This is a genomic window from Serratia nevei, assembly GCF_024160145.1.
In the GTDB taxonomy this organism is placed as follows: domain Bacteria; phylum Pseudomonadota; class Gammaproteobacteria; order Enterobacterales; family Enterobacteriaceae; genus Serratia; species Serratia nevei_A.
This window is the reverse complement of sequence record NZ_JAMYWQ010000003.1, coordinates 155,352-178,194: the sequence shown is the minus strand read 5'-3', so window position 1 is coordinate 178,194 and position 22,843 is coordinate 155,352. Positions and strand designations below refer to the sequence as shown.

Below are 22,843 nucleotides of genomic sequence, written 5' to 3'. Positions count from 1 at the left end.
CTACAACGTGCGGCTCATCACCGTGACGGCTTCGCCGGCGATCTGGCGTTGCTCCAGCGAGCGCCAGCCGAGTTTCTGATACAGCGCCTGCTGATCGGGCGTGTACAAATAGAGTTCGTCTATGCCTTGGGCCCGGCCGTGTTCGACGCAGCGTGCAATCAGGCGACGGGCAATGCCTTGGCCGCGGTGCTGCGGGTGAGTGAAGACTTCGCTCAGCCAGTATTGGCGCTCCGGTTTATCCGCCAGTTCATACAACGTCAGGCTGGCGGTACCGAGAATCTGTTGTTGCGGCGACAGCGCCAACAGCACGACGCCCCGCTGCCCGGGCGCGCAGCGTTCGGCCAGACGCTGGCTGATGGTGTCGCGGCTGCTCCATTGCGCAAAGGCGCCCCATTCCTGATGCAGTAACTCGGCCAGTTCGTCAATACGCCGGCGATGTGCCGGCAAAGGTTCGATACGCATGGTGCGACCATTTCGTTGCCCGGAAGATAAGCCACTATAGCCGGCGAGAGCGGTTAATGAAATGTCTCCACCGCCCAGTCGATAAACGCCCGCAGCTTGCCGCTGAGGTGGCGGTTGGAAGGGTAAACCACGTACATCTGCTCCGGCGGCGGCTGCCAGTCGTGCAGCAGGCTGACCAGCTCACCGCTGTCGAGGTGCGGCTGCGCCATAAAGCGATAGGTCTGGATGATGCCCAACCCGGCCAGGCTCGCCGCCAGCAGCGCGTTGCCTTCGTTGATGCTGACCGGATAGCGTTGCTGGATGGCGATCTCTTTGCCGCGCTCGACATAGCGTTGCGGATGGATGCGGTCGTTGACCGGATGGCGATAGTGCACCATCGGAAAACCCTGCTCCAGATCGCACGGGTGGTGGGGGGTGCCGTGGCATGCCAGGTAGGCCGGGGTCGCGCAGCTTACCCAGTCCAGATCGAACAGGCGGCGGGCGATCAGGCTGGAATCGGCCAGCGGGCCGCTGCGGATCACGCAGTCGGTGCTGTCGCTAATGAGATCGATCACGCGGTCGCCGACGCTCAGATCGATCTGTATTTGCGGGTAGCGCGCCAGAAAATCGGGCAGGGCGGGCAACAGCAGCCGGCGTGCGGTGCCGCCGCCGGTGTCGATGCGCAGCACGCCCTGCGGAGAGCTTTGCGATTCGGTCAGGCAGCCTTCCACCTGCTCCAAATCCGCCAGCCATTTCACCGTATTCTGGTAATAGCATTCGCCTTCGCGGGTGACCGACACGCTGCGGGTGGTGCGCTGAAACAGCTTGGTCTGCAGGTGATCCTCCAGATTCTGGATCAGCTTGGTGACCGTGGCCTTCGGCATGCCCAGCGAATCGGCGGCGCGGGTGAAGCCGCCGGTTTCTACTACGCGGTTGAACACCCGGATGGCGAGTAAATGATGATCCATAGGCTCTCAGCACAACGTCCCGGCGGCGGCCGGGGCGCGTTTCTGCGGATAAATAAGGATTAACACTGTTTAGCGCCAATCGCGCCGGAGCGCAAGCTGAGGCCGAACACCAACGTGGCGGAGAGGATCAGCGCGCCGCCGAACAGCATGGCGCTGCTGACGCCCTGCCAGTCCACTACCTCGCCGCCCAGCAACGCGCCCGAGGCCAGCGCGATCTGCACGACGCACACCAGCAGCGCCTGGCCGGCTTCCGGCGCCTGCGGCACCGCGGTGAACATCCAGTTGGTGGCGCATACCGGCACGGCGCCAAAGGCCAATCCCCAGACCATCACCAGCAGCGTGGCGCCGCCGAGGCCGCTGAGCAGCGGCGAGACGATGAGGATGGCTGCCAGCATGGCGGCGATCAGGATAAAGGTGGCGCGCAGGCTGTACTCCCCAAGACGCTCGCCAAGGAACGTACCCAGCAGGCCGATGGCCCCGTAGGCCAACAGCTGAAGCGAGATCGCCGACGGGCTGAGCACGAATACCTGTTGCAGCAGGGGCCGCAGGTAGGTGTAGGCGGCGAAGTGGCCGATGAACAACAGCACGATGGCGATCAGACCGATGCGCGCCATCGGCAGGCGCAGCGGCAGCACCAAATCGCGCGCCGTAACCGGCCGGGAGGGCGGCACCGAGGTCAGCAAGCGCAGCTGCGCCAGCAGCACGCCGATCGCCAGCGCCGCGCCGCCGAAGAAGGCGGCGCGCCAGCCGAGCAGATCGCCGATCAGCGCTCCCGCCGGCACGCCGCACACTGCGCCGACCGAGACGCCGCTGAGGATCAGCGCGGTGGCGCGGCCCTGGCTGGCTTCCGGCACCAGATGACGGCCGTAGTTGGCGGCGAACGACCAGAAACCGCCGACGCAGATGCCCAGCAGCACGCGGCCCAGCAGCATCATCGGGAAGTTGACGGCCAGCGCCGCCACCAGATTGGAGACGATCAGCAGCAGCGACAGCCCCAGCATCAGCAAGCGTCGATCCAGACGGCCGGAAATCAGGCTCAATGCGGGGGCGGCCACCGCCGCCACGATGCCGGGCATAGTGACCATCAGCCCGGCGGTCCCGGTGCTGACGCCGAGCGAGGGGGCGATGTTGGTCAGCAGGCCAATCGGCAGAAACTCGGTGGTGACCATGACAAAACAGGCGACCGTCAGCGAGAAGATCGCCGGCCACGGGGATGATGCAGGTTTATCTTTATGATTCAGCATAATGCCGCTCGTCTTGGGTGAATGCGCAGGCCGCGCTCGGGGCGCGGCGTGACCGAAGTCACAATTTACGGCAGGCGAGAGCGGCGGATAAATCCGTTGGCGGTGGTAACACTGTTTCTGAGGGGAAACAATCGGGGTTGACGGTGAATGGAACGACGAATAACCATTAATAAAAATAGCGTTATAAAGCAGCGCCAATATTCTTATTTAAGCGCAATGGTATTTATTGAAATAATTTTCTCTCTAATTTTTCATTAGGTATTTAATTAATATTAAACGTGGCTTGTTTGACTTGTCGACTCTTCAATTATAACGTTAATTGATTTTATTTTTCAGTTTCAACAGAGGTGGTTATTAATGGAGAGCAGCATGGAAAGTAGAACGGTCATGGTGACCGGCGGGAGCAGCGGCATCGGGTTGGGCATTGCGCTTTATTTTGCTAAAAAAGGTGCTCGGGTGGGGATTGTGGGGCGAAGCGCAGAGAAAATCGCCGTCGCGCAAGAAAAAGCGCAGGGGATGGGATTGGCGCTGCAGGGTTATGCTTGCGACATCCGGAACGCCGATAAACTCAAGGCGGTCGTAGACGCGTTTTCATTGGAAAACAACGGACTGGATGTGTTGTGTTGCAATGCGGGCGTTTTTCCTTCCGTGCCGCTGCATCAGATGACGGAGCAACAGTGGGATGATGTGCATGCCATTAACAGCAAGGGGACCTTCTTCAGCGTACAGGCGGCGTACCCTTGGTTGAAGCAATCGGCGTGTGGGCGAATTGTTTTGACCTCATCGATTACCGGACCTTTAACGGGGTATCCCGGCTGGGCGCATTACTCATCGAGCAAAGCGGCGCAGCTGGGCTTTATGCGCTCTGCGGCGCTTGAGTTTGCCGCCGATAATATTACCGTCAACGCCGTTTTGCCGGGCAATATTATTACCGACGGATTGAGTGAAATGGGGGCGGACTATATTGCAGATATAGAGAAAGGCGTCCCGTTGAAACGTTTGGGCACCGTGGACGATATCGCTGCGGCGGTGTTTTTCCTGGCCTCGCAGGAGGCCGGTTATATTACCGGGCAGACGATCGTCGTCGACGGCGGGTTGGTCTTGCCTGAGACCCTTACTTAAACCTGAGCGCACAATAGCCATGTCGGGTGCCCTGCGGCGCCCGGCAATGTTTACAGCCCCGGCGCTTTCCACAGCGAAGTGGTCAGGCCGTTGTCCACCAGCGTCAGCTGATCGGCGTAAACCTGCCGCCAGGTTTCTTTCTGTTCCTGATACAGCGCATGGTTGGTCAGGTCAGGCTGATGCTCGCGTTCCCAGCGCACCAGGCGCTCGCCGGTCTCGGCCAGCGACTCGTACAGCCCGGCGCCGACGCCGGCGGCGATCGCACAGCCCAGCGCGGTGGCTTCTTTCACCACCGGCACCCGCACCGTCAAACCGGTGACGTCGCTGAGGATCTGGCTCCACAGCTTGCCCTTGGCGCCGCCGCCGGCGAACACCAGCGAGCGCGCCTGCACGCCGGAGAAGGCGGCGATCTGCTGCAGATTGCAGGCGGAGACGATGGCGGCGTTCTCCTCCAGCGCGCGGAACAGCGTTTGCTTATTGCAGCGCTCCGGGTCGATCGACATGTTGATGAACGACGGCGCCGCGTGGTACCAGGTTTTGAAATGCATGGCGTCGGAGAAAATCGGCATCACGCCGTAGGCGCCCGGCGGCACCCTGGCCGCCATCTCTTCCAGCAGGCTATACGTGTCGACTCCCAGCCGCTCCGCCAGCAGCTTTTCCTCGGCGCAGAAGGCGTCGCGGAACCAGCGCATGGTCAGGCCGGTAAAGAAGCTGATGGATTCCGCCTGCGCCATGCCGGGAATGACGTGGGGATTGATGCGGATGTTCATCTCCGGATCGATGGCCGGCTCCGGCAGGTTGACGATCTGCTGCCAGAAGGTGCCGCCGAGCACCGCCGTCTGCCCGGCGCGCACGATGCCGAGCCCCAGGCTGCCGAGCTGCACGTCGCCGCCGCCCATCACCACCGGGGTGCCGCGCAGCAGCCCGCTTTCCTGCGCCGCCTGTTCGGTGACGCGCCCCAGCACACTGCCGGTCTCTTTCACCGGCGACAGGATGTCGGCACGCAGCCCGGCCATGTCGAGCAGCGCCGGCCGCCAGTCGCGGCTGGCCAAATCCAGCATGCCGGTGGTGCCGGCGTTGGAAGGATCGACCGCCAGCTCGCCGCTCAGCATGTTGGCCAGCCAGTCGCTGATCATGGTCAGCGTCGCCGCCTGGCGGTAGATGTCCGGCCGATGGTGCGCCAGCCACAGCAGGCGCGGCATGGCGCTCAGCGCCAGCGTCTGGCCGGAGTATTGATACACCTCGCGTTCGAAGCCGTGGTTGTGCAGCTCTTTCAGCTCGCTGACTTCATGGCTGGCGCGCGCATCGACGTTGGCGCAGGCCCAGATCGGCACACCGTTGCGGTCATACAGGACGATGCCTTCACGCATCGAGCAGCAGGCCACCGCGCGTATTGCCTGCGCCGTCAGCCCGGCGCGCTGCAAGGCCTGGCGAATGCACTGGCAGGCCAACTGCCAGTTGCGGCTGAGGTCAAACTCCATCGAGCCGGGCACGCCCGGCACCGCCAGATGCTGCCACTCCGCCTGGCCGTGTGCGATCTGGTTGCCCGCCACATCGAAGATCACCGCGCGAATGCTGCCTGTTCCTGCGTCCAGCGCCATCAAGTAGTTGTCCATAGCCTATGCTCTCAGGGGGAGGAGTGTTAACTATAGATGCCGCCGCCTTACCCCGCCGGGGGAGAAGCGGGCATCGCCGGTGCGATTTGTGAGCCAGACGGCAAAATTGCCGTTGCGGCGGGCAATCGACGGGAATAAACCTATGGTTGGAAAGAGTCATTTTGCGGTACGCCGTCTAAACAAGGAGTTGCCATGCACGTCACATTGGTTGAAATCAACGTTAAACAGGACAAGATCGACGAATTTATCGACGTTTTCCGCGCCAACCACCTGGGGGCGATCGAAGAGCCGGGCAACCTGCGCTTCGACGTGCTGCAGGATGAGCATATTCCAACGCGGTTCTACATCTACGAAGCCTACCGCGATGAGCAGGCGGTGGCGGCGCACAAGCAGACCCCGCACTACCTGCAGTGCGTGGAGAAGCTGGAAGCGCTGATGACCGGCCCACGCAAGAAAACCACCTTTGTCGGCCTGATGCCCGAATAACCGTCGGCGTTTGCCGGTGTCCAGACGCCCGGTTTGGTTGTAACCTGCAAGCTAAAGCGAATTTTCAATGGGATAAGCGGGGCGAGGATGACATTGCGCGATCGGCTGTTGGCGCTGTTGGTGGTGGTGATCTGGGGCGTGAATTTCGTCGTGATCAAGTTTGGTTTGCAGGGCATGCCGCCGTTTCTGCTGGCCGGAATGCGTTTTTTGCTGGTGGCGCTGCCGGCGATCTTTTTCATCCCGCGCCCGACGATCCCGTGGAAATGGCTGCTGCTGTACGGCATGACCATGAGTTTCGCGCAATTCGCCTTTCTGTTCGTCGCCCTCAAGGTGGGCATGCCGGCGGGGCTGGGGTCGCTGGTGTTGCAGGCCCAGGTGTTCTTCACCCTGCTGCTGGGTGTGGTGCTGATGGGGGACAAGCTGCGCGGCAACCATGTCGTCGGTATCGCTATCGCCAGCGGCGGCATGTGGCTGCTGGCGCAGGCCAGCCTGCATAGGCCGGGCAGCGGCGCCGTACCCTTGGCGGGCCTGCTGCTGACGCTGGCGGCGGCGTTCTCCTGGGCGCTGGGCAATCTGACCAACAAGAAGATCCTGGCCGGTTTCCCGCAGCGCAACATTCTGTCGCTGGTGGTGTGGAGTGCGCCGATCCCGGTGGTGCCATTCCTGGTTTGCAGCTGGCTGTTCGACGGCCCGCAGGCGGTGCTGAGCAGCCTGAGCCATGTACAGGTCGGCACCTGGTTGGCGATCGCCTATCTGGCGTTCGCCGCCACGCTGTTCGGTTATTCGGTGTGGGGCAGCCTGCTGGGGCGCTACGAGACCTGGCGCGTTGCGCCGCTGACGCTGCTGGTGCCGCTGATCGGGCTGTTCGCCGCCTGGCTGCTGCTGGACGAAGCGCTGTCGCCGGCGCAGTTCGGCGGCGCATTGCTGGTGCTGGCCGGAATGGCGGTCAACACCTTCGGGCTGCCGCGCCGCCGGGCGGCGATCGCGCGTTAACCCGCACAGGGCAATTTCGTTCAATACCTTGTCGGCGGCGCCTGGCACCCTGGCTCCTGCGAATATTTTCTCAGGTGCCCATCATGCATATCTATCTTTCCATGGCCGCGTTTGCGCTGGCGGCTTCCATCACGCCCGGCCCGGTCAACATCGTCGCATTGAGCGCCGGGGCGCAATTCGGTTTTGGCGCGACCCAACGCCACGTGTTCGGTGCCACGTTGGGGTTTACCCTGTTGCTGGTGTTGCTGGGATGAGGCATGCTCCCGCTGTGCGTCGCGCAAGAACTGCGGCGGCATCACAGTGTTATAGCCTGAAAGCGACGAGGGGGGGGAATGGCGGATGATGATTTTTAACGTGTTCGGCCGTCTGCTGGGCGTGAAGCGCATCGGGGACGAATGGCGGCTGTTCCGCGTGACGCTGCCGGAGCGCAAGTATGCCCCCAGCTACGATATCGTGCTGCCGGCCGATCTGCGCGAAGAGGAGATCGCCGGCTATCTGGCGGATATCTATCATGAGGCGGCGACGCCGCAGCGGCCGGACGTATTTCGCGTCGAATAGCGCGGCGCGTTACTCTTCCGCGTTGCGCGCCATCATGCGGCGCCGGTGTTCCTCGCCGGCGGCCTGGATCTCTTCCAGCACTGAGCCGACGTCGGCGCGCTTCTGGAGTTCGCTGAACCGGCCGCTGAGGACGCTGTCCGGCGTCAGATTGCCTTCCTGATACAGCGCCCAAATCTCTTTGGCGTATTGGCTGTCGCGCAGCTCCGGCGCGAACTGGCCGTAATACTCGGCCAGATTGCCGATATCGCGTTCGAACATGCTTTTGGCGTGGTTGTTGGCGGCGGCGTCCACCACCTGCGGCAGATCGATGATCACCGGCCCGTCTTTATCCATCAGCACGTTGAATTCCGACAGGTCGCCGTGCACCAGCCCGGCGCACAGCATGCGCACCGCGTAGTTCATCATCAGGGCGTGATCGGCGCGCGCCTGTTCCGGCGTCAGGATGACATCGCTCAAGCGCGGCGCCACCAGGCCATCTTCGTCGGTGATCAGCTCCATCAGCAGCACGCCGTCCAGGCAGATGTCCGGCTGCGGCACCCGCACCCCGGCCTTGGCCAGCAGATACAGCGCGTCCACTTCGGTGTTTTGCCAGGCTTCTTCCTGCTGCTGGCGGCCGAATTTGGAGCCTTTGCTCATGGCGCGCGCGTCGCGGCTGTTGCGCACCTTGCGCCCTTCCTGATAGTGCACGGCCTGCTTGAAGTTGCGCTTCTCGGCCTCTTTGTACACTTTGGCGCAGCGGATCTCATCGCCGCAGCGCACGATAAACACGTCGGCTTCTTTGCCGCTTTTCAACCGGCGGATGACGTCGTCGATTAATCCGTCATCAACCAGCGGCTGGAGTCGTTTTGGAATTTTCATGCAGCCTTGTACCCTATTTAGGCTCCGGTGTGAATGGCTTGCGCAGTTGATAGCGTAAGTTAGACCCGAAAGGCAAACATTAGTTTTGCCGCCTCGCCATCATGACGTGGCGGCGGGTGCTCACAGGCTGGCGGCCGGCACCCAGACGCTGACGCTGCCGGCGTTGACCGGGAAATGGGCGCTGCCCTGGTCGTCGGTGGTGATTTCCTCCTGACGGTTGCCGAGGAAATCGCGCCAGGCGGTGTGCGCCAAATTGGCGCCCAGCGCGACCGTCTTGCCGCTCTCGCCGCCGTTGGTCAGCACCACCACACAGCCGGGGGCCTCGGCGGTGCCGGCGCGGCTGAAGGCCACGCAGTGGCGGTCGTCGAAGTAATCGGTTTGCGGGCCGTTGGCGAAACGCTGGCGGGCGGCGATCAGCTTCTCCAGCTCCGGGATCGCCGGCATGTCAATCTGGTACTCGCCGCCGTCGCGCCCCTTGTCGCGGTAGCTGGCGCCATACAGGTCGGGGTAAAACACGCAGGGCACGCCCTGTTCGCGCAGCAGGATCAGCGCGTAGGCCAGCGGCTTGAACCAGGGTTCCACCGGCGCTTCCAGCGATTGCAACGGCTGGGTGTCGTGGTTGGCGACCAGCGTTACCGCGTGGGCCGGATCGGCGGCGGTCAGGGTATCGGTGAAGATCTGCGCCATGTCGAAGCCGTCGCCCTGTTTCGACGCCTGATGAAACTTCAGGTGCAGCGCCACGTCGAACAGCATCACCTTGCCGTCCACCAACTCGATGTATTGTTGCAGCGCGCTCAGATCGTGCGACCAGTATTCGGCGACGATAAACAGGTCGCGCTGCGCGCTGCCGCGCACGTGATCCGCCCACTCTTTGAAGAACCAGGCGGGAATGTGTTTGGCGGCGTCCAGGCGGAAGCCGTCGCACGGCAAGGTTTCCAGCAGCCAGCGCGCCCAGTATTTGAGTTCCTCCGTCACGGCGGCATTGCGGAACTCGACGTCGGCCCCCATCAGATAGTCGTAGTTGCCTTTTTCGTCGTCGACCTGATCGTTCCAGCCGTCGTCGCCATAGTCGTTGGCGATTTTGAATACCCCTTTGTCGTCCGGCTGCTCAACGTAGTCGATGCCGCTGAAGCATTTGTAATCCCAGATAAATTCGGAATGCACACCCTGGCGGCCGGGGAAGGTGAAACGGGTGTAGGCCAGCGCGTCGAAACCCTGATCGTCGATGTTGTTGCGGTTGTCGGCGTCCACCTTGAACACGTGTACCTGTTCTTTCTCGTCCGCGCCGAGCTTGTGGTTGAACACCACGTCGTAGAGCACCCCCACGCCGTGTTCGCGCAGCGTAGTGGCGGCATGTTCGAGCGCCGCCCTGTCGCCGTATTTGGTGGCCACGCTGCCTTTCTGGTCAAACTCGCCCAGATCGAACAGATCGTAAGTGTCGTAGCCGACGGAGTAGCCGCCGGAAGCGCCCTTGCAGGCGGGCGGCAGCCACAGGTCGGTGATACCCAGTTCGGCAAGGTGCGGGGCGCGTTCGGCTGCCTCCTGCCACAGTTTGCCGCCGTCGGGGTAGTACCAGTGAAAGAATTGCAGCAGGGTGGTTTTTTTCGTCATGAGGCAGAGTCCCGGTTAGCCAGAGGGAGAAGCGCTGTTAAAGCATGGGCTACTTTTGGCAAAAGGGACAAGTTTGGCATGGGCGGCCCGAGAAGGCCGCCCGAGAGACCGCTTAACGCTGGCTGGCGTAATGAGGCGAGCGCGGGCCATATAGAATGGCGCCGTTCTGGCCGGTCGCCGACAGCAGGCGGGTGTTGGCAATGGCGCCAACATCGAATCCTTTGTCGCTGATGGTATCGGCGATTTGTGAAATCGCGGCGCTGATCACCATGCCCAGCAGGCCTCCGGAGTTGTTGTTGTTGCCTTCGTTGCTGGATGCGGTGGCGCTGCCGGCCCACAGCTGCTTGCCGTTACGCAGATCGACCAGGCGAGCGGTTACGGTCACGCGAGTTTCGCTGCTGATCACCATATAGCTGGTGCCGTATTGCGTGACATCCAGATACAGCACGGTGTCGGCACCGAAAATCTGGTGCAGTTTTTGCGAGCTGACGGCGCGAATGTCGTTGGCGTTGGTGAGACCGTTCTGCAGGAAGGTTTCTTCCACCACGGCGACCGGCAGCACATAGTAACCGGCCTCGGCTAACGGTAAGGTGGCGCTGGCGAGCACGCTGTGGCTGGCTTTGACGTCCGGCGACTGATTAACCGGCGGCAAGACCAGGATTGACTTCGGCTTGCTCTCATGGAACGCCGCATAGTCATAAGGTGTTTGCTTGGCACAGCCGCTCAGCAACAGGGTAGCGGCAACGCCGAGGAATGCGAGTACGCGCTTCATTTAAAACTCCCCTTATCCTTGGCCATCAGGAAATTCATAAACGGTGCCGATTCCGGGAACAGCGTTTTTTCCGTGTTGAATTCACCCATTGCTTGCTCGCCAGCGCCGGTTTTGCTGTACAGCAGCCCCAGCTGCGCATGCAGACCTGGCGGTACGGCTTTATCCTTGGCGCGGGATTTCTCGACGATCTCTTTCAGCGTGGCGATCTGCTGCTCAGGGCTTTGCCCATCCTGCTGGTAGTATTGATAGAGAGAAGTTTGGTAGCCATCCCAATTGTAAAGCGTTTTCGGCGCGGCGCAGCCGGCCAGCAGGGTTGCTGCGAACAGCGCCCCGCCCATTTTTTTAGTTATCATCTTTCTGCTTCTATTCCGTTAGTTGGCAGGGCGCCATGCGCCGCTTTCGATACCGGCGACCAGGTTGTTGACGGCTTCACGCATGGCCAGATCCAGCACCTTGCCGTTGAGGGTAGAGTCGTAGCTGGCGGTGCCGCCGAAACCGATGATTTCGCGGTTGGACAGTTCGTATTCACCGGCGCCTTGCGAGGAGTAGACCACTTCTGAGGTTTGTACGTTAACGACGTTCAGATTGACCTTGGCGTAAGCGACCTGGGATTTACCACGGCCCAAAATGCCCCACAGCTGATGATCGCCGACTTCTTTGCGGCCAAACTCGGTGACATCGCCGGTAATCACGTAGTTGGCACCTTTCAACGTTTGCGCTTTCCCCTTGATGCCGGCTTCGGTTTTCAACTCTTCCATATTGGCGCGGTCCAGCACGTTGAAACGGCCGGTCTGCTGCAGATGCGTGATCAGGATAGTCTTGGACTGATTGCCCAGTCGATCGACGCCGTCGGAGAAGATACCGTTCATGTAGCTGGAGCGGTTATCGAATTTACCGACGGCGATAGGGCTGCGTGGGCCCTGATAAGTGGTGTTGTAGGAAGCCACTTTCGGCACTTCCAGGGAGCGGGATGATTCGGTCGCGCAACCCGCCAGCAAAGTGACGGAAAGGGCGACGGAACAGACGGCGAGTGATTTTTTCATTGGTATGCAATCTCTCCATGAGCATAAAACAGCGCGGGAGCAACCCGCGCCCGACGTTTCTACAGCGGCGTTGCCGCCGTTATAGAAACGGCGCGATCCTGCCATGAATGTGTAACAAATTACAACAAGATATCGGCATTAATGTCGCGATTAACAATGCTGTAACCCATTGTAATACAATGGGTTGGTATCATTTCTGCGCGCTTCGTTGCATGATTTTCACGATTGTGCGTTTTTTAACTGGTTTATTGTTTTATCAATCGTAAATTAACGGATTTTTATCATGAAATATTTATGTTAACTGGTTTTTTATTTTGACCACTGTTACGTTTTGCATCAGCTGCGCCGTCATATCGGGGTTCATGGCGGCTTAAGGATCCGTTAAGGTAGTGAAAACTAGGTAACACTATCAACCAAGTGTCATTCTTCAGCTGTAGCTAACCGGGGATATCAATTGTGGACATCAGAGATTTCAGAGCATTGGCGCGTAGTTTGGTCAGAGAGTTCGGCATGTTGAATAAGCAGAGCAACGGCTCGCGCTTTTCGCCGCTGCAGATCCATCTGATGATCGAGGTCAGCGAGCAGCCGCTGGGCGTCACCGAGCTGGCGGCCCGATTGTGCATCGACAAGGCCAGCGCCAGCCGGGCGCTGCGCGGCCTGGTCGCCGCCGGCGTGGTAGAAACGGTGGACCACCCGGATGACAAGCGGCACAACCTGCATCGGCTGAGTAAAAAGGGCGGCAAGACGCTGGCCGGTATCGAGAACGACGCCGACGGTTTTATGCAGGCGGCGCTGGCGCAACTGGACGACGATGAGCTGGCGAGCACCACGGCGGCGATGAAAAAGATGACCGCGGCGTTGCGCAGCGCACGCAAACAGCGTGACGCCAACCTGCGGGTGCGGCCGATCGACGCGCGCGACGACGCGGCCATGGCGGCGATCATTCGCGACGTGTTTCGCGAGTACGGCATGGACAAGATGGAAGGGGTCAGCCTGCACGATCCGGATCTCGATCGGCTGACCGGTCTGTATCGCGACAACGGCGGCCACTACTGGGTGCTGGAGCGGGACGGGCAGGTGGTGGGGGGCGTCGGCATGGCGCCGCTGGCGGGCGAAGAGCCCGGCTATTGCGAGCTGCAGAAGCTGTTCTTCAAACCCGGCGCGCGCGGGCTGGGCATGGCGCGCTATATGGTGGTGCAGGCGCTGAAGGCGGCGCGGGCGGCGGGGTATCGCTACTGCTACCTGGAAACCACCGAACAGTTGAAAGAGGCGATCGGGTTGTACTACGCCCTGGGGTTCACGCTGTTGACGGAACGGCGCGGCAATACCGGCCACCACGGCTGCAACGTGTGCATGCTTAAAAATCTGCAGAACGACGATATGTGAGCGGTTTCAAGGTTAGCGCCCGCGCCTTGTGCCACCCTGTTAACCGTTTGATAACAATCACAACGTTTTATCAGGGAGAAAACTATGTTGGGGGATCCGATGGCGCTGTCCGCGCTGGTCACGCTGGTGGTCATCGCGTTATGGGCCAGCGCCCGCTTGCCGGAGTATTTGGTTGCGCTGCTGTTCTTCGCGGCGGTGATGGTGTTGCAGCTGGCACCCGCCGCGGTGACCTTTTCCGGTTTCGCGTCTTCCGCATTCTGGCTGGTGCTCAGCGGTTTCGTGCTGGGCACCGCCATCCGCAGCACCGGCTTGGCGGATCGCCTGGCCAACCGGCTGTTACCGCACCTGGCCGGCTCCTGGCCCCGCCTGGTGGGCGGCGTGGTGGCGATAAGTTACGCGCTGGCGTTTGTCATGCCTTCCAACATGGGGCGCATTACGCTGCTGATGCCAATTGTCATGGCGTTGGCCGATCGCGCCGGTTTGGTAGAGGGCTCGCGCGGCCGCATCGGTTTGGCGCTGGCGGTGGGGTTCGGCACCTTCCAGCTCTCTGCCAGCATCCTGCCGGCCAACGTGCCCAATCTGGTGATGAGCGGCGCGGCGGAAAGCGCCTACGGCAGCCACTTCGCTTATCTCTCTTACCTGCTGTTGCACGCCCCGGTGCTCGGGTTCGCCAAAGGCGCGCTGCTGACGCTGTGCATCTGCGGCCTGTTCCGTGCGCGGCCGCAGCCGGTGGCGGCCGAGGCGGCGCAAACCCCGCTCAGCGCCGCCGAATGGCGGCTGATCGCGCTGTTGGGCGCTACGGTGTTGCTGTGGATGACCGACAGCTGGCACGGCATCGCTCCCGCCTGGATCGGGTTGGCGGCGGCCTGCTTCTGCCTGCTGCCGCGCATCGGTTTTCTCAACGGCGAGCAGTTCGCCACCGGGGTTAACGTGCGCACCTGCATTTACGTGGCGGGGATCCTGGGCCTGACCGCGCTGGTCAGCCATTCGGGTCTCGGCGATCGGCTGGGCGGTGCGCTGCTGGCGATGATGCCGGACCTGCACGGCAAACCGTTTACCGCGTTCGGTTCGCTGGTGGGGATCACCGCGCTGCTGAATTTCGTGGTGACCGCCAACGGCGTGCCGGCGCTGTTTACCCCGCTGGCGCAGGCGTTGTCTGCGGGCAGCGGCCTGCCGCTGCTGACGGTGCTGATGACCCAAGTGATTGGTTACGCCACGCCGCTGCTGCCGTATCAGGCTTCGCCGATCGTGGTGGCGATGGGGATGGGCAAAGTGCCGGCGCGTGAAGGGCTGAAGCTGTGCCTGCTGCTGGCCGCGCTCAGCTTTGCGCTGCTGGTGCCGTTGGACTATCTGTGGTTCAGGCTGCTGGGGTGGATCCCGTAAACAGCCCCGCGCCGCCGGCAAAACAATCTTCGTCCAGCGTCAGGGTGGCGATTTTATGCACCGGTCCGCGCATGCTGACCTGAAAATCGCCGCTGAAGGCGATCTGCAGTTCGCCGCCCGGCATCCGCACGCTAACCCGATCGTCGGCTCGTCCCAGCTATCTTGGTGGCGGGTTTGGTGTTCCTTATTTTCAGGGCGACAAAGAGCTGGATGTGGCATCCGTAGGGGAGGCCATGCATGCCCTGGTCGCCAAAGCAGAGCAGCACCTGCCCGAAGCCGAGATCATTCTGGAACTTGGACGCTTTCTCGTCGCACCTGCGGGGATCTATGTTGCGAAAATCATTGACCGCAAGGTATCGCATGACGTGACCTATCTGGTCGCTGATGGTGGGATGAACCATCATCTTGCTGCTTCAGGCAACTTAGGTCAGCTTATCCGTCGCAACTATCCAGCCGTCATCGGTAACAGAGTGCAGGGCGAACAACGCGAAGTGGGCCCGTTGTGCACACCGCTGGATATTTTGCTGAACCAGGGGGATATCGCTGTAGCAGGACCGGGGGATTATATTGTTATTTTCCAGTCAGGCGCTTATGGTTTGACCGCCAGTCCGAACGGTTTTCTTAGCCAGAAAAGCGCGGCAGAGGTTTTGGTCTGAGTCAGGTCAGATTCGATTGAATAAAAGGTGATGATTTTAATGAGTAAGTTACTCAGCGGTGCAATTAAGTTTATTCGCCATACCGCGCTTTATGCCCTCTGTTCGGGCTTTACATTTTTTGCCTGGGCCCAGCCCGCTGATGAGGCGGGTTTTCGCAGGCTGGCAGTCATTGACCCTGTCGCGAAGAAACCAATGGAAGCGGTCTGGTTCTATCCCGGGAATATGAGCGGGAATACGATGAGCAACTTTGGCCCCTACCATGTGTCGGCACGCAACGCAGTGAAAATGGCACCCGGGCGCTATCCCCTGATTGTAATTTCACATGGCAACGCAGGAAGTTTGTGGAGCCATCATGATCTGGCAACCTCGCTTGCCCGTCAGGGCAATATCGTGATCACCCTGAGTCACCCCGGCGATAATTACAAAGATCAGTCAGGCGCGGGTGCGGCGAGCACCCTGTACGGCCGCCCTCTGCAAATCTCCGCTGCGATTACGGCAGCGCTGAGTACCCCGGATATACGCCAGCATGTTGACGCCGACAAAATTGCTTTTATCGGTTTCTCATCCGGTGGTGAAACGGGATTACTACTGGCAGGTGGCAGGATTGATCCATCACGCTACGTTAGCTACTGTGAAAATCATCAGGCAGAAGCCCTGTGTCTGGCAAAAGGGCATATTAAAAACGATGGTCCCGCTCTCGCACCTGAATCGGACCCGCGCATTAAAGCTTGGGTTCTGATGGCGCCAGTGAGTGCACCTTTCGCCCCTGAGTCCCTTAAAATCTTCACCAAACCGACGCTAATCTTCACTGGTGATAAGGATGAAGAGCTCTCCTGGCGCGAGAACACCGGCGAGCTGGCAAAAATTCTGCCCGTCAAACCACAACTGAAAGTCATTTCTGGCGCCGGGCATTTTGTCTTCCTTGCCCCCTGCTCGACAGAATTGCGGACTGCCATGCCACTGTTGTGTGAAGATCCACCGGGGATCGATCGAGTGGCTCTGCACAGCATGATTGAGAATGATATCACCCGTTTCCTTACCGGAGTCTGGCAAAAAAGTAGAGGGGGCGCTTAAGGATATTGTAGTACGTGTCACAACGATACGGCCTGGAGTGGCTTAATCAGCAGCAAGTTTACTCGGTTCAGATTCAACGGGTAAGTATAGCGGTTTGCCAACATAATGCCTTTGCTCGCAAACATCCGGCTCTGTCGTATTAAGGTAGCGTCAGATAACATGCTGTTTTTCTGAATTGTTGTCACCTGTAGTGGCAAACTGAATTTGGCCACCTAAGTTGAGGCGATATGCCCACCTCAAAATTTCGCAGGTGAACCAATGGGCAAAGGTAAGCGTACATCGTGTACCGTCTGGTGATTTTCTGACACATTTGCCAAAGTGGTTTCCACCAAAGTAGTAGGAACCACTTTGACAGATATTCAAAAAGCGGCGTCGCCGCTGTCGATCAGCAGGTCGTCGGAACCGATGCCGTAATGCGGGTGGCACAGCAGGCGGATCTGTTCCTGGCTCAGACGATCGGCGAACGAATGGTGGCATATCAGGTAGTCGTTGCCCAGGCCGTGATATTTGTGAAACAGCAGGGGAGTCATGGCGTTGCTCGGCTCAGCAAGAAAAGGTTGCTACAGCTTACAACAGAACGTTGGCGTCAAAACAAACAAAAGGCGGCCTGAGCCGCCCTTTTGCGCGATTGCCGGTGTGGCAATTAATTGTAGATGATCGCGGTACCGTGCAGTTTGTTGTCGCCGGTGGTGGCGATGATCTGGAAGGATTTGGCGCCGGCTGCGTCGGCTTTGGCCGCCAGTTTGTTTTCCAGGCTGCTCAGGTCGGACGCACCGCTGACGGTGACGACGCCGGCTTTTTGCAGATCGGCCGGTTGAGCATTGACCAGTTCGGCGGCGAAGCTGCCGAAGGAGACGGAAGCCAGTGCGATGGCGGCGATGGTCATTTTCAGGTTTTTCATAGTCTTATTTCCTATCTGTGTTCTTTACAATGTTTGTTTGGTAAGGTCGTTAAATTAATTAACGATCGATAATTTAATGTTAGATGCCGGTTTGACAGATTGCAAGTATTTTTTTAATAATCGTTAATTAATTTTTTTTACGCCCTGGCGTTGTGAGCAAAAGAACAGGCAATCCGTTGGCTTAATACGTTGTTATTGATAGATTTCTGCGGTGCCATGCAGCTGGTTGTTACCGCCGGCGCCGATGATGCGGAAGGATTTGGCACCGGCCTGATCGGCTTTGGCTGCCAGGCTGCTTTCCAGCGAGGTCAGATCCGACGAGCCGCTGACGGTAACGACGCCCACTTTCTGCTGGTCAGCCGGTTGGCTCTGGACTAAATCGGCGGCGAAGCTGCCGAAGGAAACGCTGGCCAGAGTGAGTGCTGCTAAGGTTAATTTTAAGTTTTTCATAATGTTATTTCCTTTCCGATAACGGTAAATAGAGGGTTTTAATCCGCTTCGCTAATTTATCTTAACGATCGATAACTAAATGCTAATAGGTTCTCGACGAGCGCGCAATATTTTTTTATAATGATCGTTAAGTTATTTGTGCTAACCCTGCTGTGGAGCGGGACAGGAGAGGAACGATGAGCATCAATGAAACGGTCTGCGGCAAAAAAAGCCGTGGCAGACCGAAACAATTTGATCGCGACCGGGCGCTGGAAAGCGCGCTCGAGTTGTTCTGGCGGCACGGTTATGAAGCCACCTCGCTGGCCGATCTGGTGGAAGTGACCGGCGCCAAGGCACCAACGCTGTATGCGGAGTTCGGCAACAAGGAAGGGATGTTTCGTGCGGCGGTAGAGCGTTATCTGCAAAAGTACACGCAGTGCGCCAACCAACTGCTGGAGCAGGATCTGCCGGTGGCCGAGATCGTCGAAGCCTACGTGCGTTCTTCCGCCGACGTATTTACCGACCCCGATACGCCGTCAGGCTGCTTTATGGTGTGCGCCTCCGCCGCGCTGTCGTCGGCATCCGATGACATCGCGCAGATGCTGCGCAGGAAGCATCATGCGCAGGAAGCGGCGCTGAAAGCCTGCTTCGATCGCAAGGTGCAGCAGGGCGAACTGCTGGCGAAAACCGACACCGCGCTGCTGGCGAAATACGTGATTTGCACCATTGAAGGTATGTCGGTACAGGCGCGCGAAGGGGCAAGCCGGAGCGATCTGCTGCGGTTGCTGGAGGCGTTGATGCTGGTGTGGCCGCGGCTCAGCCAGATTGGCAATAAGGTGTAACAACCGGCCCGGCTTTTACCGGGCCGTGTAACCCCTTACTGATTGACCGGGATCACCGCACCCTGGTATTTCTCGCGAATAAAGTCCTGAATCGGTTTGGAGTGCAGCACCTTGACCAGCGCCACGATCTCCGGCTTGTTCACGTCGGCCTTGTGCACGGTGATGATGTTGGCGTACGGGTTGTTTTCGCCGCTTTCGACCGCGATCGGATCTTTGGTCGGATTCAGCCCGGCGTCGATGGCGTAGTTGGCGTTGATCACCACCGCGTCGCCTTCGTCGTTGTTGTACATCTGCGGCAGCAGCGCGCCCTCGACGTTAGCCTGGAACTTCAGGTGTTTCGGGTTTTCCACCACGTCGCTGATGCGTGCGTCCACCTTACTCACCCCCGGTTTCAGCTTGATCACGCCTTCCCGCTCAAATATAGACAGGATACGGCCTTCTTCCGCCACCGCGTCGCGCATGATGATTTTGCCGTTTTCCGGCAGATCTTTCAGGCTCTTGTACTTCTTCGAGTAGATGCCGATAGGCTCAATATGGATCGCGCCGGCGCTGACGAAGTCATAGTTCTTGTCGTCGGCGTGGTCTTTCAGCACCGAGTTCAGGTAAGGCACGTGCTGGAAGTAGTTGGCGTCGATGTCGTGGCTGGCCAGCGCGGTGTTCGGCAGGATGTAGTCCTGAAAGCGCTTGATCTGCAGATCGATGCCTTCCTTCGCCAGTATCGGCTTGGCCTGTTCGAGGATCTCGGCGTGCGGCACGTTGGAGGCGCCGACCACCAGCTTGGTCGCCGCCGTGGCGCCAAAAGCGGCGAGGGTGGCGACGGAGGCGAAAGCCAACATCAGTAGGTGCTTTTTCATCATTGTTTTCCTTGGTTAATTAACGTTTATCGAGCGTTCTTGTCAGGGTGTCGCCGATGAACTGAATGACGAAAACGATCAGCAGAATCGTCAGCGTCGCCACCAGCGTCACGTCACTGTGGTTGCGTTGGAACCCTTCCAGGTAGGCCAGGTTGCCCAGGCCGCCGGCGCCGATCACCCCGGCCATCGCGGTGTAGCTCACCAGCGCGATCAGGGTGACAGTGATGCCGGAAACCAGCGCCGGCGAGCTCTCCGGCAGCAATACGCGGAAAATCAGGGTGCGGTTTTTGGCGCCCATCGAGCGCGCCGCCTCGATCACCCCTTTGTCGACCTCGCGCAGCGCGATCTCCACCAGCCGGGCGTAGAACGGCGCCGCGCCGACGATCAGCGCTGGCAGGGCCGCGTCCGCGCCGAGAATGGTGCCGATCAGCGACTTGGTGAACGGGATCAGCAGCACGATCAGAATGATGAACGGAATGGAGCGGAAGACGTTGACCAACACGGAGATCAGCGAGTAGATCGCCCGGTTCTGCCACAGTTGGCCCTTCGAGGTTAAAAACAGCAGCACGCCGAGCACGATGCCCAGCACCAGCGTGGCCAAACCGGCGATGCCGGTCATGTACAGCGTTTCCCAGGTGGCGTCCCACAGTTGGTCCAGACGCAGGTGGGGGAACAGGGATTCAATCATGTTGGATAACCTCGACGGCGATGTCTCTTTCGTGCAGCAGGCTGAGCATGTCGGCGACCTGTTGTTCGTTGCCTTCGGCGTGGATGTACAGTTCGCCGAACGACCCGTTGAGGGTGTGGCTGATCTTGCCGTGCAGAATGTTGATGGACAGGGCGTAGCGCCGGATCACTTCGGCGATCACCGCCTGATGGGTTTGCACGCCGACAAAGGTCAGCTTGAAAATCGCCCCCGGCAGATGGGCGGTGAGCAGCGGGTTGAAACTCTCTTCGGTGTCCGCATACTGCGATACCTGTTTGACGAACTGCCGGGTGATCGGCTGCTGTGGCCGGGTGAACACGTCGAGCACCGGGCCTTCTTCGACGATGCGGCCGTTTTCCATCACCGCCACGCGGTGGCAGATTTTGCGCACCACGTGCATCTCGTGGGTGATCAGCACGATGGTCAATTTCAGCTGGCGGTTGATGTCTAGCAGCAGGTCGAGAATGGCGTCGGTGGTCTGCGGGTCGAGCGCCGAGGTGGCCTCGTCGCACAGCAGCACGCTCGGGTTATTGGCCAGCGCGCGGGCGATGCCGACGCGCTGTTTCTGGCCACCGCTGAGCTGCGACGGGTAGGCGTCTTCACGCCCCTGCAGGCCGACCAGCGCGATCAGCTCCGCCACGCGCGGCGCAATCTGCGCCTTGGGCACGCCGGCGATCTGCATGGAAAAAGCAATGTTTTGGCTGACGGTGCGCGACCACAGCAGGTTGAAGTGCTGAAACACCATGCTGATTTTCAGCCGCGCCTGGCGCAGATGGCTGCCTTTGGCGCGAGCGATATCGAAGCCGCCTACGTCAATGCGGCCGCTGGTGGGCGTTTCCAGGCCGTTGAGCAGGCGGATCAGCGTGCTTTTGCCGGCGCCGCTGTAGCCGATGATGCCGTAAATTTGCCCGGCTTCTACCGCCAGACTGACGTTGTCTACCGCCACGATGCGGCCCTGTGTGCTGTCAAAAGTTTTGCAAACGTTCGAAAGAACGATCATAGCGAAGCGGATCCTTATCGATACTTCACAGCATTCCGTCCGGAGCGCGGTGCGCCGGACAGGGGGCGTTCGGCTTTACGGCGGGCACAACCCGGCGGGAAGTGGCGGACGGAACCTCTGTTGCGGGTGAATACCGGGCAATCCTACCGAGGGTTTATAGTGACAGGAAGAATGTAAAATCTATTACTTATTCTGATTTGATATATTAGACGGCGGGTGAAACGTGCGGGGAGAAAACCGGCCGCAGGGCGGCCGGCGGAGGGCTAGTGTTTGTCCAGCTTCATGTGCAGCAGCGGGAACGGGTTGCCCTGGCCGTCGAGCGGCGAGCGGCCGGTGATGACAAACCCGTAGTGGCGGTAGAAGCCGCTGGCCTGCGGGTTTTGCTCGTTCACGTCCAGCTGCAGTTCATCGTGCAGCGTTTCCGCGTGGGTCAGCAGCGCTTTGCCCACCCCTTTGCCGCGCCGATCGGCGTCGATAAACAGCATTTCCACCTTGTTGCCGTTCAGGCCGATAAAGCCGCAGGGGTGCCCCGGCCGGTCTTCGGCCACCCAGACGTTAACCGCCGGCAGGTAGTCGTTCAGCACCAGCGGGAACAGCTGTGCGATATTGTCTTCGGTTAAAAAATGGTGAGTGGCGCGCACCGAACGCAGCCAGATATCTGCCAATTGCGCGTTGTCTTCCGCCGCGCGTGCTCTGATGGTAATCATCGAACTCTCTGCTATCTAAGTTGGAGGAAAAAAACTAGATAGAGGTTTTGTGGGGTTAGTGCCGAATTAACGTGGGTTAACGCCCTGCAAAGCGCCTCTGCAGTGGATCGAATAGGCCCGCCTTATGACAAGCGGTATAACAACTGTAATTCAGTAAGTTAATGCTTTCAACCGCCGCAGGGCGTAATGGGGCGCCCGCCGCGTGCTACACTGGCCGCTGAATGAGCGAGAGGGCAGCAGGATGGAAGCGGTACGCGCAGCGATAGAAAAACAGGTGCTCAGCCTGACCGGGCTGGCGCTCGGCGGCGTCGATTTTGAGAACCCGCCGGGCGATCCGGGCTTGTTCGGCCCGCAGTCGGTCATCTGGCAGGTTCACCGCGATTTCACCCCGATGCTGTGCGGCGGCGTCAGCGCCTTGCTGCTGCAGATGCTGCACCCGCTGGCGCTGGCCGGGGTGTGGGATCACTCCAACTTCCGCGAAGATATGATTGGCCGCCTGCGCCGCACCAGCCAGTTCGTGTCGGTCACCACCTTCGGCCCGACCGCCGAGGCGGAGCGGCTGATCGCCAAAGTCAAAGCCATCCATCTGCGGGTGACCGGCGTCGGCAGCGAGGGCACGCCTTATGCCGCCAGCGATCCGGCGCTGCTCACCTGGGTGCATGTGGCGGAGAGCAGCCGTTTTCTGGCCAGCCACCTGCGCTACCGCAACCCGCATCTTTCCCGCGATTTGCAGGATCAATACTACCGCGAAGCGGCACGCGTGGCCGCCGCGCTGGGGGCGACCGCAATTCCTCAGTCCTGCGCGGAGGTCGAAGAGTACCTGCAGGCGATGCAGCCGCAGCTGGTCTGCGATGAACGCACTCGCGAGGTGGCGCGCATTCTGCTGAAGGCGCCGGCGCCGAGCGCATTGGCGCGCCCGCTTGGCGGGCTGGTGATGCAGGCGGGCATCGATCTGTTGCCCGAATGGGCGCAGCGGCAGTTCGGTTTTCATCCGGGCGCGCTGCGGCGGCGGCTGGTGCGAACGGGCGCCGCAGGCCTCGGCAAGGTGCTGGGCGCGTCGATGCGCAACGGTTCCTATCAGCGCGCGGTGCGGCGCATCACTCAGCCGTCATGAGCCACAGCCGCTATAATTCGTCTTTGTTTATCTTCGTTTACGGACGCTTTTGAGACTTTTACGGGTGATCCGGCCAGTA

At 60.0% G+C, this 22,843-nt stretch carries 25 protein-coding genes and 3 pseudogenes; 11 read left to right on the top strand and 17 right to left on the bottom strand.

The genetic code is table 11. The features are described from left to right. The 3 genes from M6G53_RS04335 to M6G53_RS04325 are packed head-to-tail and all read right to left on the bottom strand — an operon-like array spanning nt 1 to nt 2,653. Nucleotides 1-462 carry a GNAT family N-acetyltransferase gene (locus M6G53_RS04335; RefSeq protein WP_149572071.1) on the bottom strand — a complete coding sequence of 154 codons (462 nt, stop codon included), beginning with the start codon at nt 460-462 and terminating at the stop codon, nt 1-3. Nucleotides 463-515: 53 nt separating this feature from the next. Further along, entirely contained in the window at nt 516-1,409 is an 894-nt protein-coding gene (locus tag M6G53_RS04330) for a LysR family transcriptional regulator (protein WP_253329242.1), read from the bottom strand. Nucleotides 1,410-1,468: 59 nt separating this feature from the next. Continuing rightward, nucleotides 1,469-2,653, bottom strand: a complete 1,185-nt coding sequence (locus tag M6G53_RS04325; RefSeq protein WP_253329241.1) for an MFS transporter — start codon at nt 2,651-2,653, stop codon at nt 1,469-1,471. A gap of 369 nt (nt 2,654-3,022) precedes the next feature. On the opposite strand from M6G53_RS04325, the gene fabG reads away from it, so the two are divergent. After that, entirely contained in the window at nt 3,023-3,775 is a 753-nt protein-coding gene (gene fabG / locus M6G53_RS04320) for a 3-oxoacyl-ACP reductase FabG (RefSeq protein WP_253329239.1), read from the top strand. Nucleotides 3,776-3,825: 50 nt separating this feature from the next. On the opposite strand, the gene lsrK is transcribed toward fabG, so the two are convergent. Beyond that, nucleotides 3,826-5,391: an autoinducer-2 kinase gene (lsrK, locus tag M6G53_RS04315; RefSeq protein ID WP_253329231.1), complete on the bottom strand. Its 1,566-nt coding sequence runs from the start codon at nt 5,389-5,391 to the stop codon at nt 3,826-3,828. Between the two features lie 192 nt (nt 5,392-5,583). Here lsrK and lsrG point away from each other — a divergent pair, with 192 nt between their 5' ends. The 4 genes and pseudogenes from lsrG to M6G53_RS04295 all read left to right on the top strand — a co-directional run bounded on the left by lsrG (nt 5,584) and on the right by M6G53_RS04295 (nt 7,428). After that, nucleotides 5,584-5,877 carry a (4S)-4-hydroxy-5-phosphonooxypentane-2,3-dione isomerase gene (gene lsrG, locus M6G53_RS04310; RefSeq protein ID WP_253329229.1) on the top strand — a complete coding sequence of 98 codons (294 nt, stop codon included), beginning with the start codon at nt 5,584-5,586 and terminating at the stop codon, nt 5,875-5,877. A gap of 87 nt (nt 5,878-5,964) precedes the next feature. Continuing rightward, entirely contained in the window at nt 5,965-6,870 is a 906-nt protein-coding gene (locus M6G53_RS04305) for an EamA family transporter (protein WP_253329227.1), read from the top strand. A gap of 83 nt (nt 6,871-6,953) precedes the next feature. Then, a pseudogene (locus M6G53_RS04300) lies at nt 6,954-7,121 on the top strand (LysE family translocator); the annotation flags it as partial. 88 nt (nt 7,122-7,209) lie between these two features. Then, nucleotides 7,210-7,428, top strand: coding sequence for a DUF7661 family protein (locus M6G53_RS04295; RefSeq protein ID WP_253329223.1), 219 nt, complete (start codon nt 7,210-7,212; stop codon nt 7,426-7,428). 9 nt (nt 7,429-7,437) lie between these two features. Here M6G53_RS04295 and M6G53_RS04290 read toward each other — a convergent pair whose 3' ends face one another. From M6G53_RS04290 to M6G53_RS04270, 5 genes are all read right to left on the bottom strand, one after another. Continuing rightward, the gene (locus tag M6G53_RS04290) at nt 7,438-8,286 is read right to left on the bottom strand and encodes a PA4780 family RIO1-like protein kinase (protein ID WP_253329221.1); all 849 of its coding nucleotides are present in this window, start codon (nt 8,284-8,286) and stop codon (nt 7,438-7,440) included. Nucleotides 8,287-8,406: 120 nt separating this feature from the next. Then, complete coding sequence (gene amyA, locus M6G53_RS04285; protein ID WP_253329219.1) at nt 8,407-9,897, bottom strand: alpha-amylase; 1,491 nt, start codon at nt 9,895-9,897, stop codon at nt 8,407-8,409. Between the two features lie 112 nt (nt 9,898-10,009). After that, a complete protein-coding gene (locus tag M6G53_RS04280; protein ID WP_253329217.1) occupies nt 10,010-10,669 on the bottom strand; it encodes a DUF799 domain-containing protein in 660 nt (219 codons plus the stop codon). After that, nucleotides 10,666-11,022, bottom strand: a complete 357-nt coding sequence (locus M6G53_RS04275) for a DUF4810 domain-containing protein (RefSeq protein WP_253329216.1) — start codon at nt 11,020-11,022, stop codon at nt 10,666-10,668. Before M6G53_RS04275 ends, M6G53_RS04280 begins: the two co-directional genes overlap by 4 nt. Nucleotides 11,023-11,040: 18 nt before the next feature. Further along, complete coding sequence (locus M6G53_RS04270; RefSeq protein WP_253329214.1) at nt 11,041-11,712, bottom strand: CsgG/HfaB family protein; 672 nt, start codon at nt 11,710-11,712, stop codon at nt 11,041-11,043. A gap of 480 nt (nt 11,713-12,192) precedes the next feature. Here M6G53_RS04270 and M6G53_RS04265 point away from each other — a divergent pair, with 480 nt between their 5' ends. Continuing rightward, a complete protein-coding gene (locus M6G53_RS04265) occupies nt 12,193-13,098 on the top strand; it encodes a bifunctional helix-turn-helix transcriptional regulator/GNAT family N-acetyltransferase (RefSeq protein WP_366519482.1) in 906 nt (301 codons plus the stop codon). 84 nt (nt 13,099-13,182) lie between these two features. Continuing rightward, nucleotides 13,183-14,481: an SLC13 family permease gene (locus M6G53_RS04260; protein WP_253329210.1), complete on the top strand. Its 1,299-nt coding sequence runs from the start codon at nt 13,183-13,185 to the stop codon at nt 14,479-14,481. Here M6G53_RS04260 and M6G53_RS04255 read toward each other — a convergent pair. Further along, nucleotides 14,456-14,638, bottom strand: a pseudogene (locus M6G53_RS04255) (diaminopimelate epimerase); the annotation flags it as partial. The gene M6G53_RS04260 and the pseudogene M6G53_RS04255 overlap by 26 nt on opposite strands. On the opposite strand from M6G53_RS04255, the gene M6G53_RS04250 reads away from it, so the two are divergent. Both M6G53_RS04250 and M6G53_RS04245 read left to right on the top strand, forming a co-directional pair. Then, on the top strand, nt 14,574-15,137 hold the full coding sequence (locus M6G53_RS04250) for a type III PLP-dependent enzyme domain-containing protein (RefSeq protein ID WP_436286516.1): 564 nt from the start codon (nt 14,574-14,576) through the stop codon (nt 15,135-15,137). The pseudogene M6G53_RS04255 and the gene M6G53_RS04250 sit on opposite strands and share 65 nt — an antisense overlap. A 39-nt stretch (nt 15,138-15,176) precedes the next feature. Beyond that, complete coding sequence (locus M6G53_RS04245; protein WP_253329205.1) at nt 15,177-16,211, top strand: alpha/beta hydrolase family protein; 1,035 nt, start codon at nt 15,177-15,179, stop codon at nt 16,209-16,211. A gap of 368 nt (nt 16,212-16,579) precedes the next feature. Here the strand turns inward: M6G53_RS04245 and M6G53_RS04240 are convergent. From M6G53_RS04240 to bhsA (M6G53_RS04230), 3 genes and pseudogenes are all read right to left on the bottom strand, one after another. Then, nucleotides 16,580-16,741 (bottom strand): annotated as a pseudogene (locus M6G53_RS04240) (diaminopimelate epimerase); the annotation flags it as partial. A 113-nt stretch (nt 16,742-16,854) separates the two neighbouring features. Next, nucleotides 16,855-17,112 carry a multiple stress resistance protein BhsA gene (gene bhsA, locus M6G53_RS04235; protein ID WP_004939517.1) on the bottom strand — a complete coding sequence of 86 codons (258 nt, stop codon included), beginning with the start codon at nt 17,110-17,112 and terminating at the stop codon, nt 16,855-16,857. A 192-nt stretch (nt 17,113-17,304) separates the two neighbouring features. Beyond that, entirely contained in the window at nt 17,305-17,562 is a 258-nt protein-coding gene (gene bhsA, locus M6G53_RS04230) for a multiple stress resistance protein BhsA (protein WP_253329203.1), read from the bottom strand. Between the two features lie 176 nt (nt 17,563-17,738). Between bhsA (M6G53_RS04230) and M6G53_RS04225 the strand changes: the two genes are divergently transcribed. Further along, entirely contained in the window at nt 17,739-18,383 is a 645-nt protein-coding gene (locus M6G53_RS04225) for a TetR/AcrR family transcriptional regulator (protein ID WP_253329201.1), read from the top strand. 35 nt (nt 18,384-18,418) lie between these two features. Here M6G53_RS04225 and M6G53_RS04220 read toward each other — a convergent pair whose 3' ends face one another. The 4 genes from M6G53_RS04220 to M6G53_RS04205 form a co-directional block, all read right to left on the bottom strand. Continuing rightward, a complete protein-coding gene (locus M6G53_RS04220) occupies nt 18,419-19,237 on the bottom strand; it encodes a MetQ/NlpA family ABC transporter substrate-binding protein (RefSeq protein ID WP_253329199.1) in 819 nt (272 codons plus the stop codon). Between the two features lie 19 nt (nt 19,238-19,256). Then, nucleotides 19,257-19,925: a methionine ABC transporter permease gene (locus M6G53_RS04215; protein WP_253329197.1), complete on the bottom strand. Its 669-nt coding sequence runs from the start codon at nt 19,923-19,925 to the stop codon at nt 19,257-19,259. Next, a complete protein-coding gene (locus M6G53_RS04210; RefSeq protein WP_253329195.1) occupies nt 19,918-20,943 on the bottom strand; it encodes a methionine ABC transporter ATP-binding protein in 1,026 nt (341 codons plus the stop codon). The genes M6G53_RS04215 and M6G53_RS04210 overlap by 8 nt, the downstream gene beginning before the upstream one ends. Nucleotides 20,944-21,206: 263 nt before the next feature. After that, nucleotides 21,207-21,650, bottom strand: a complete 444-nt coding sequence (locus M6G53_RS04205) for an acetyltransferase (RefSeq protein ID WP_253329193.1) — start codon at nt 21,648-21,650, stop codon at nt 21,207-21,209. Between the two features lie 241 nt (nt 21,651-21,891). Between M6G53_RS04205 and M6G53_RS04200 the strand changes: the two genes are divergently transcribed. Next, a complete protein-coding gene (locus tag M6G53_RS04200) occupies nt 21,892-22,764 on the top strand; it encodes an oxygenase MpaB family protein (protein WP_253329191.1) in 873 nt (290 codons plus the stop codon). Nucleotides 22,765-22,843 lie beyond the last annotated feature (79 nt).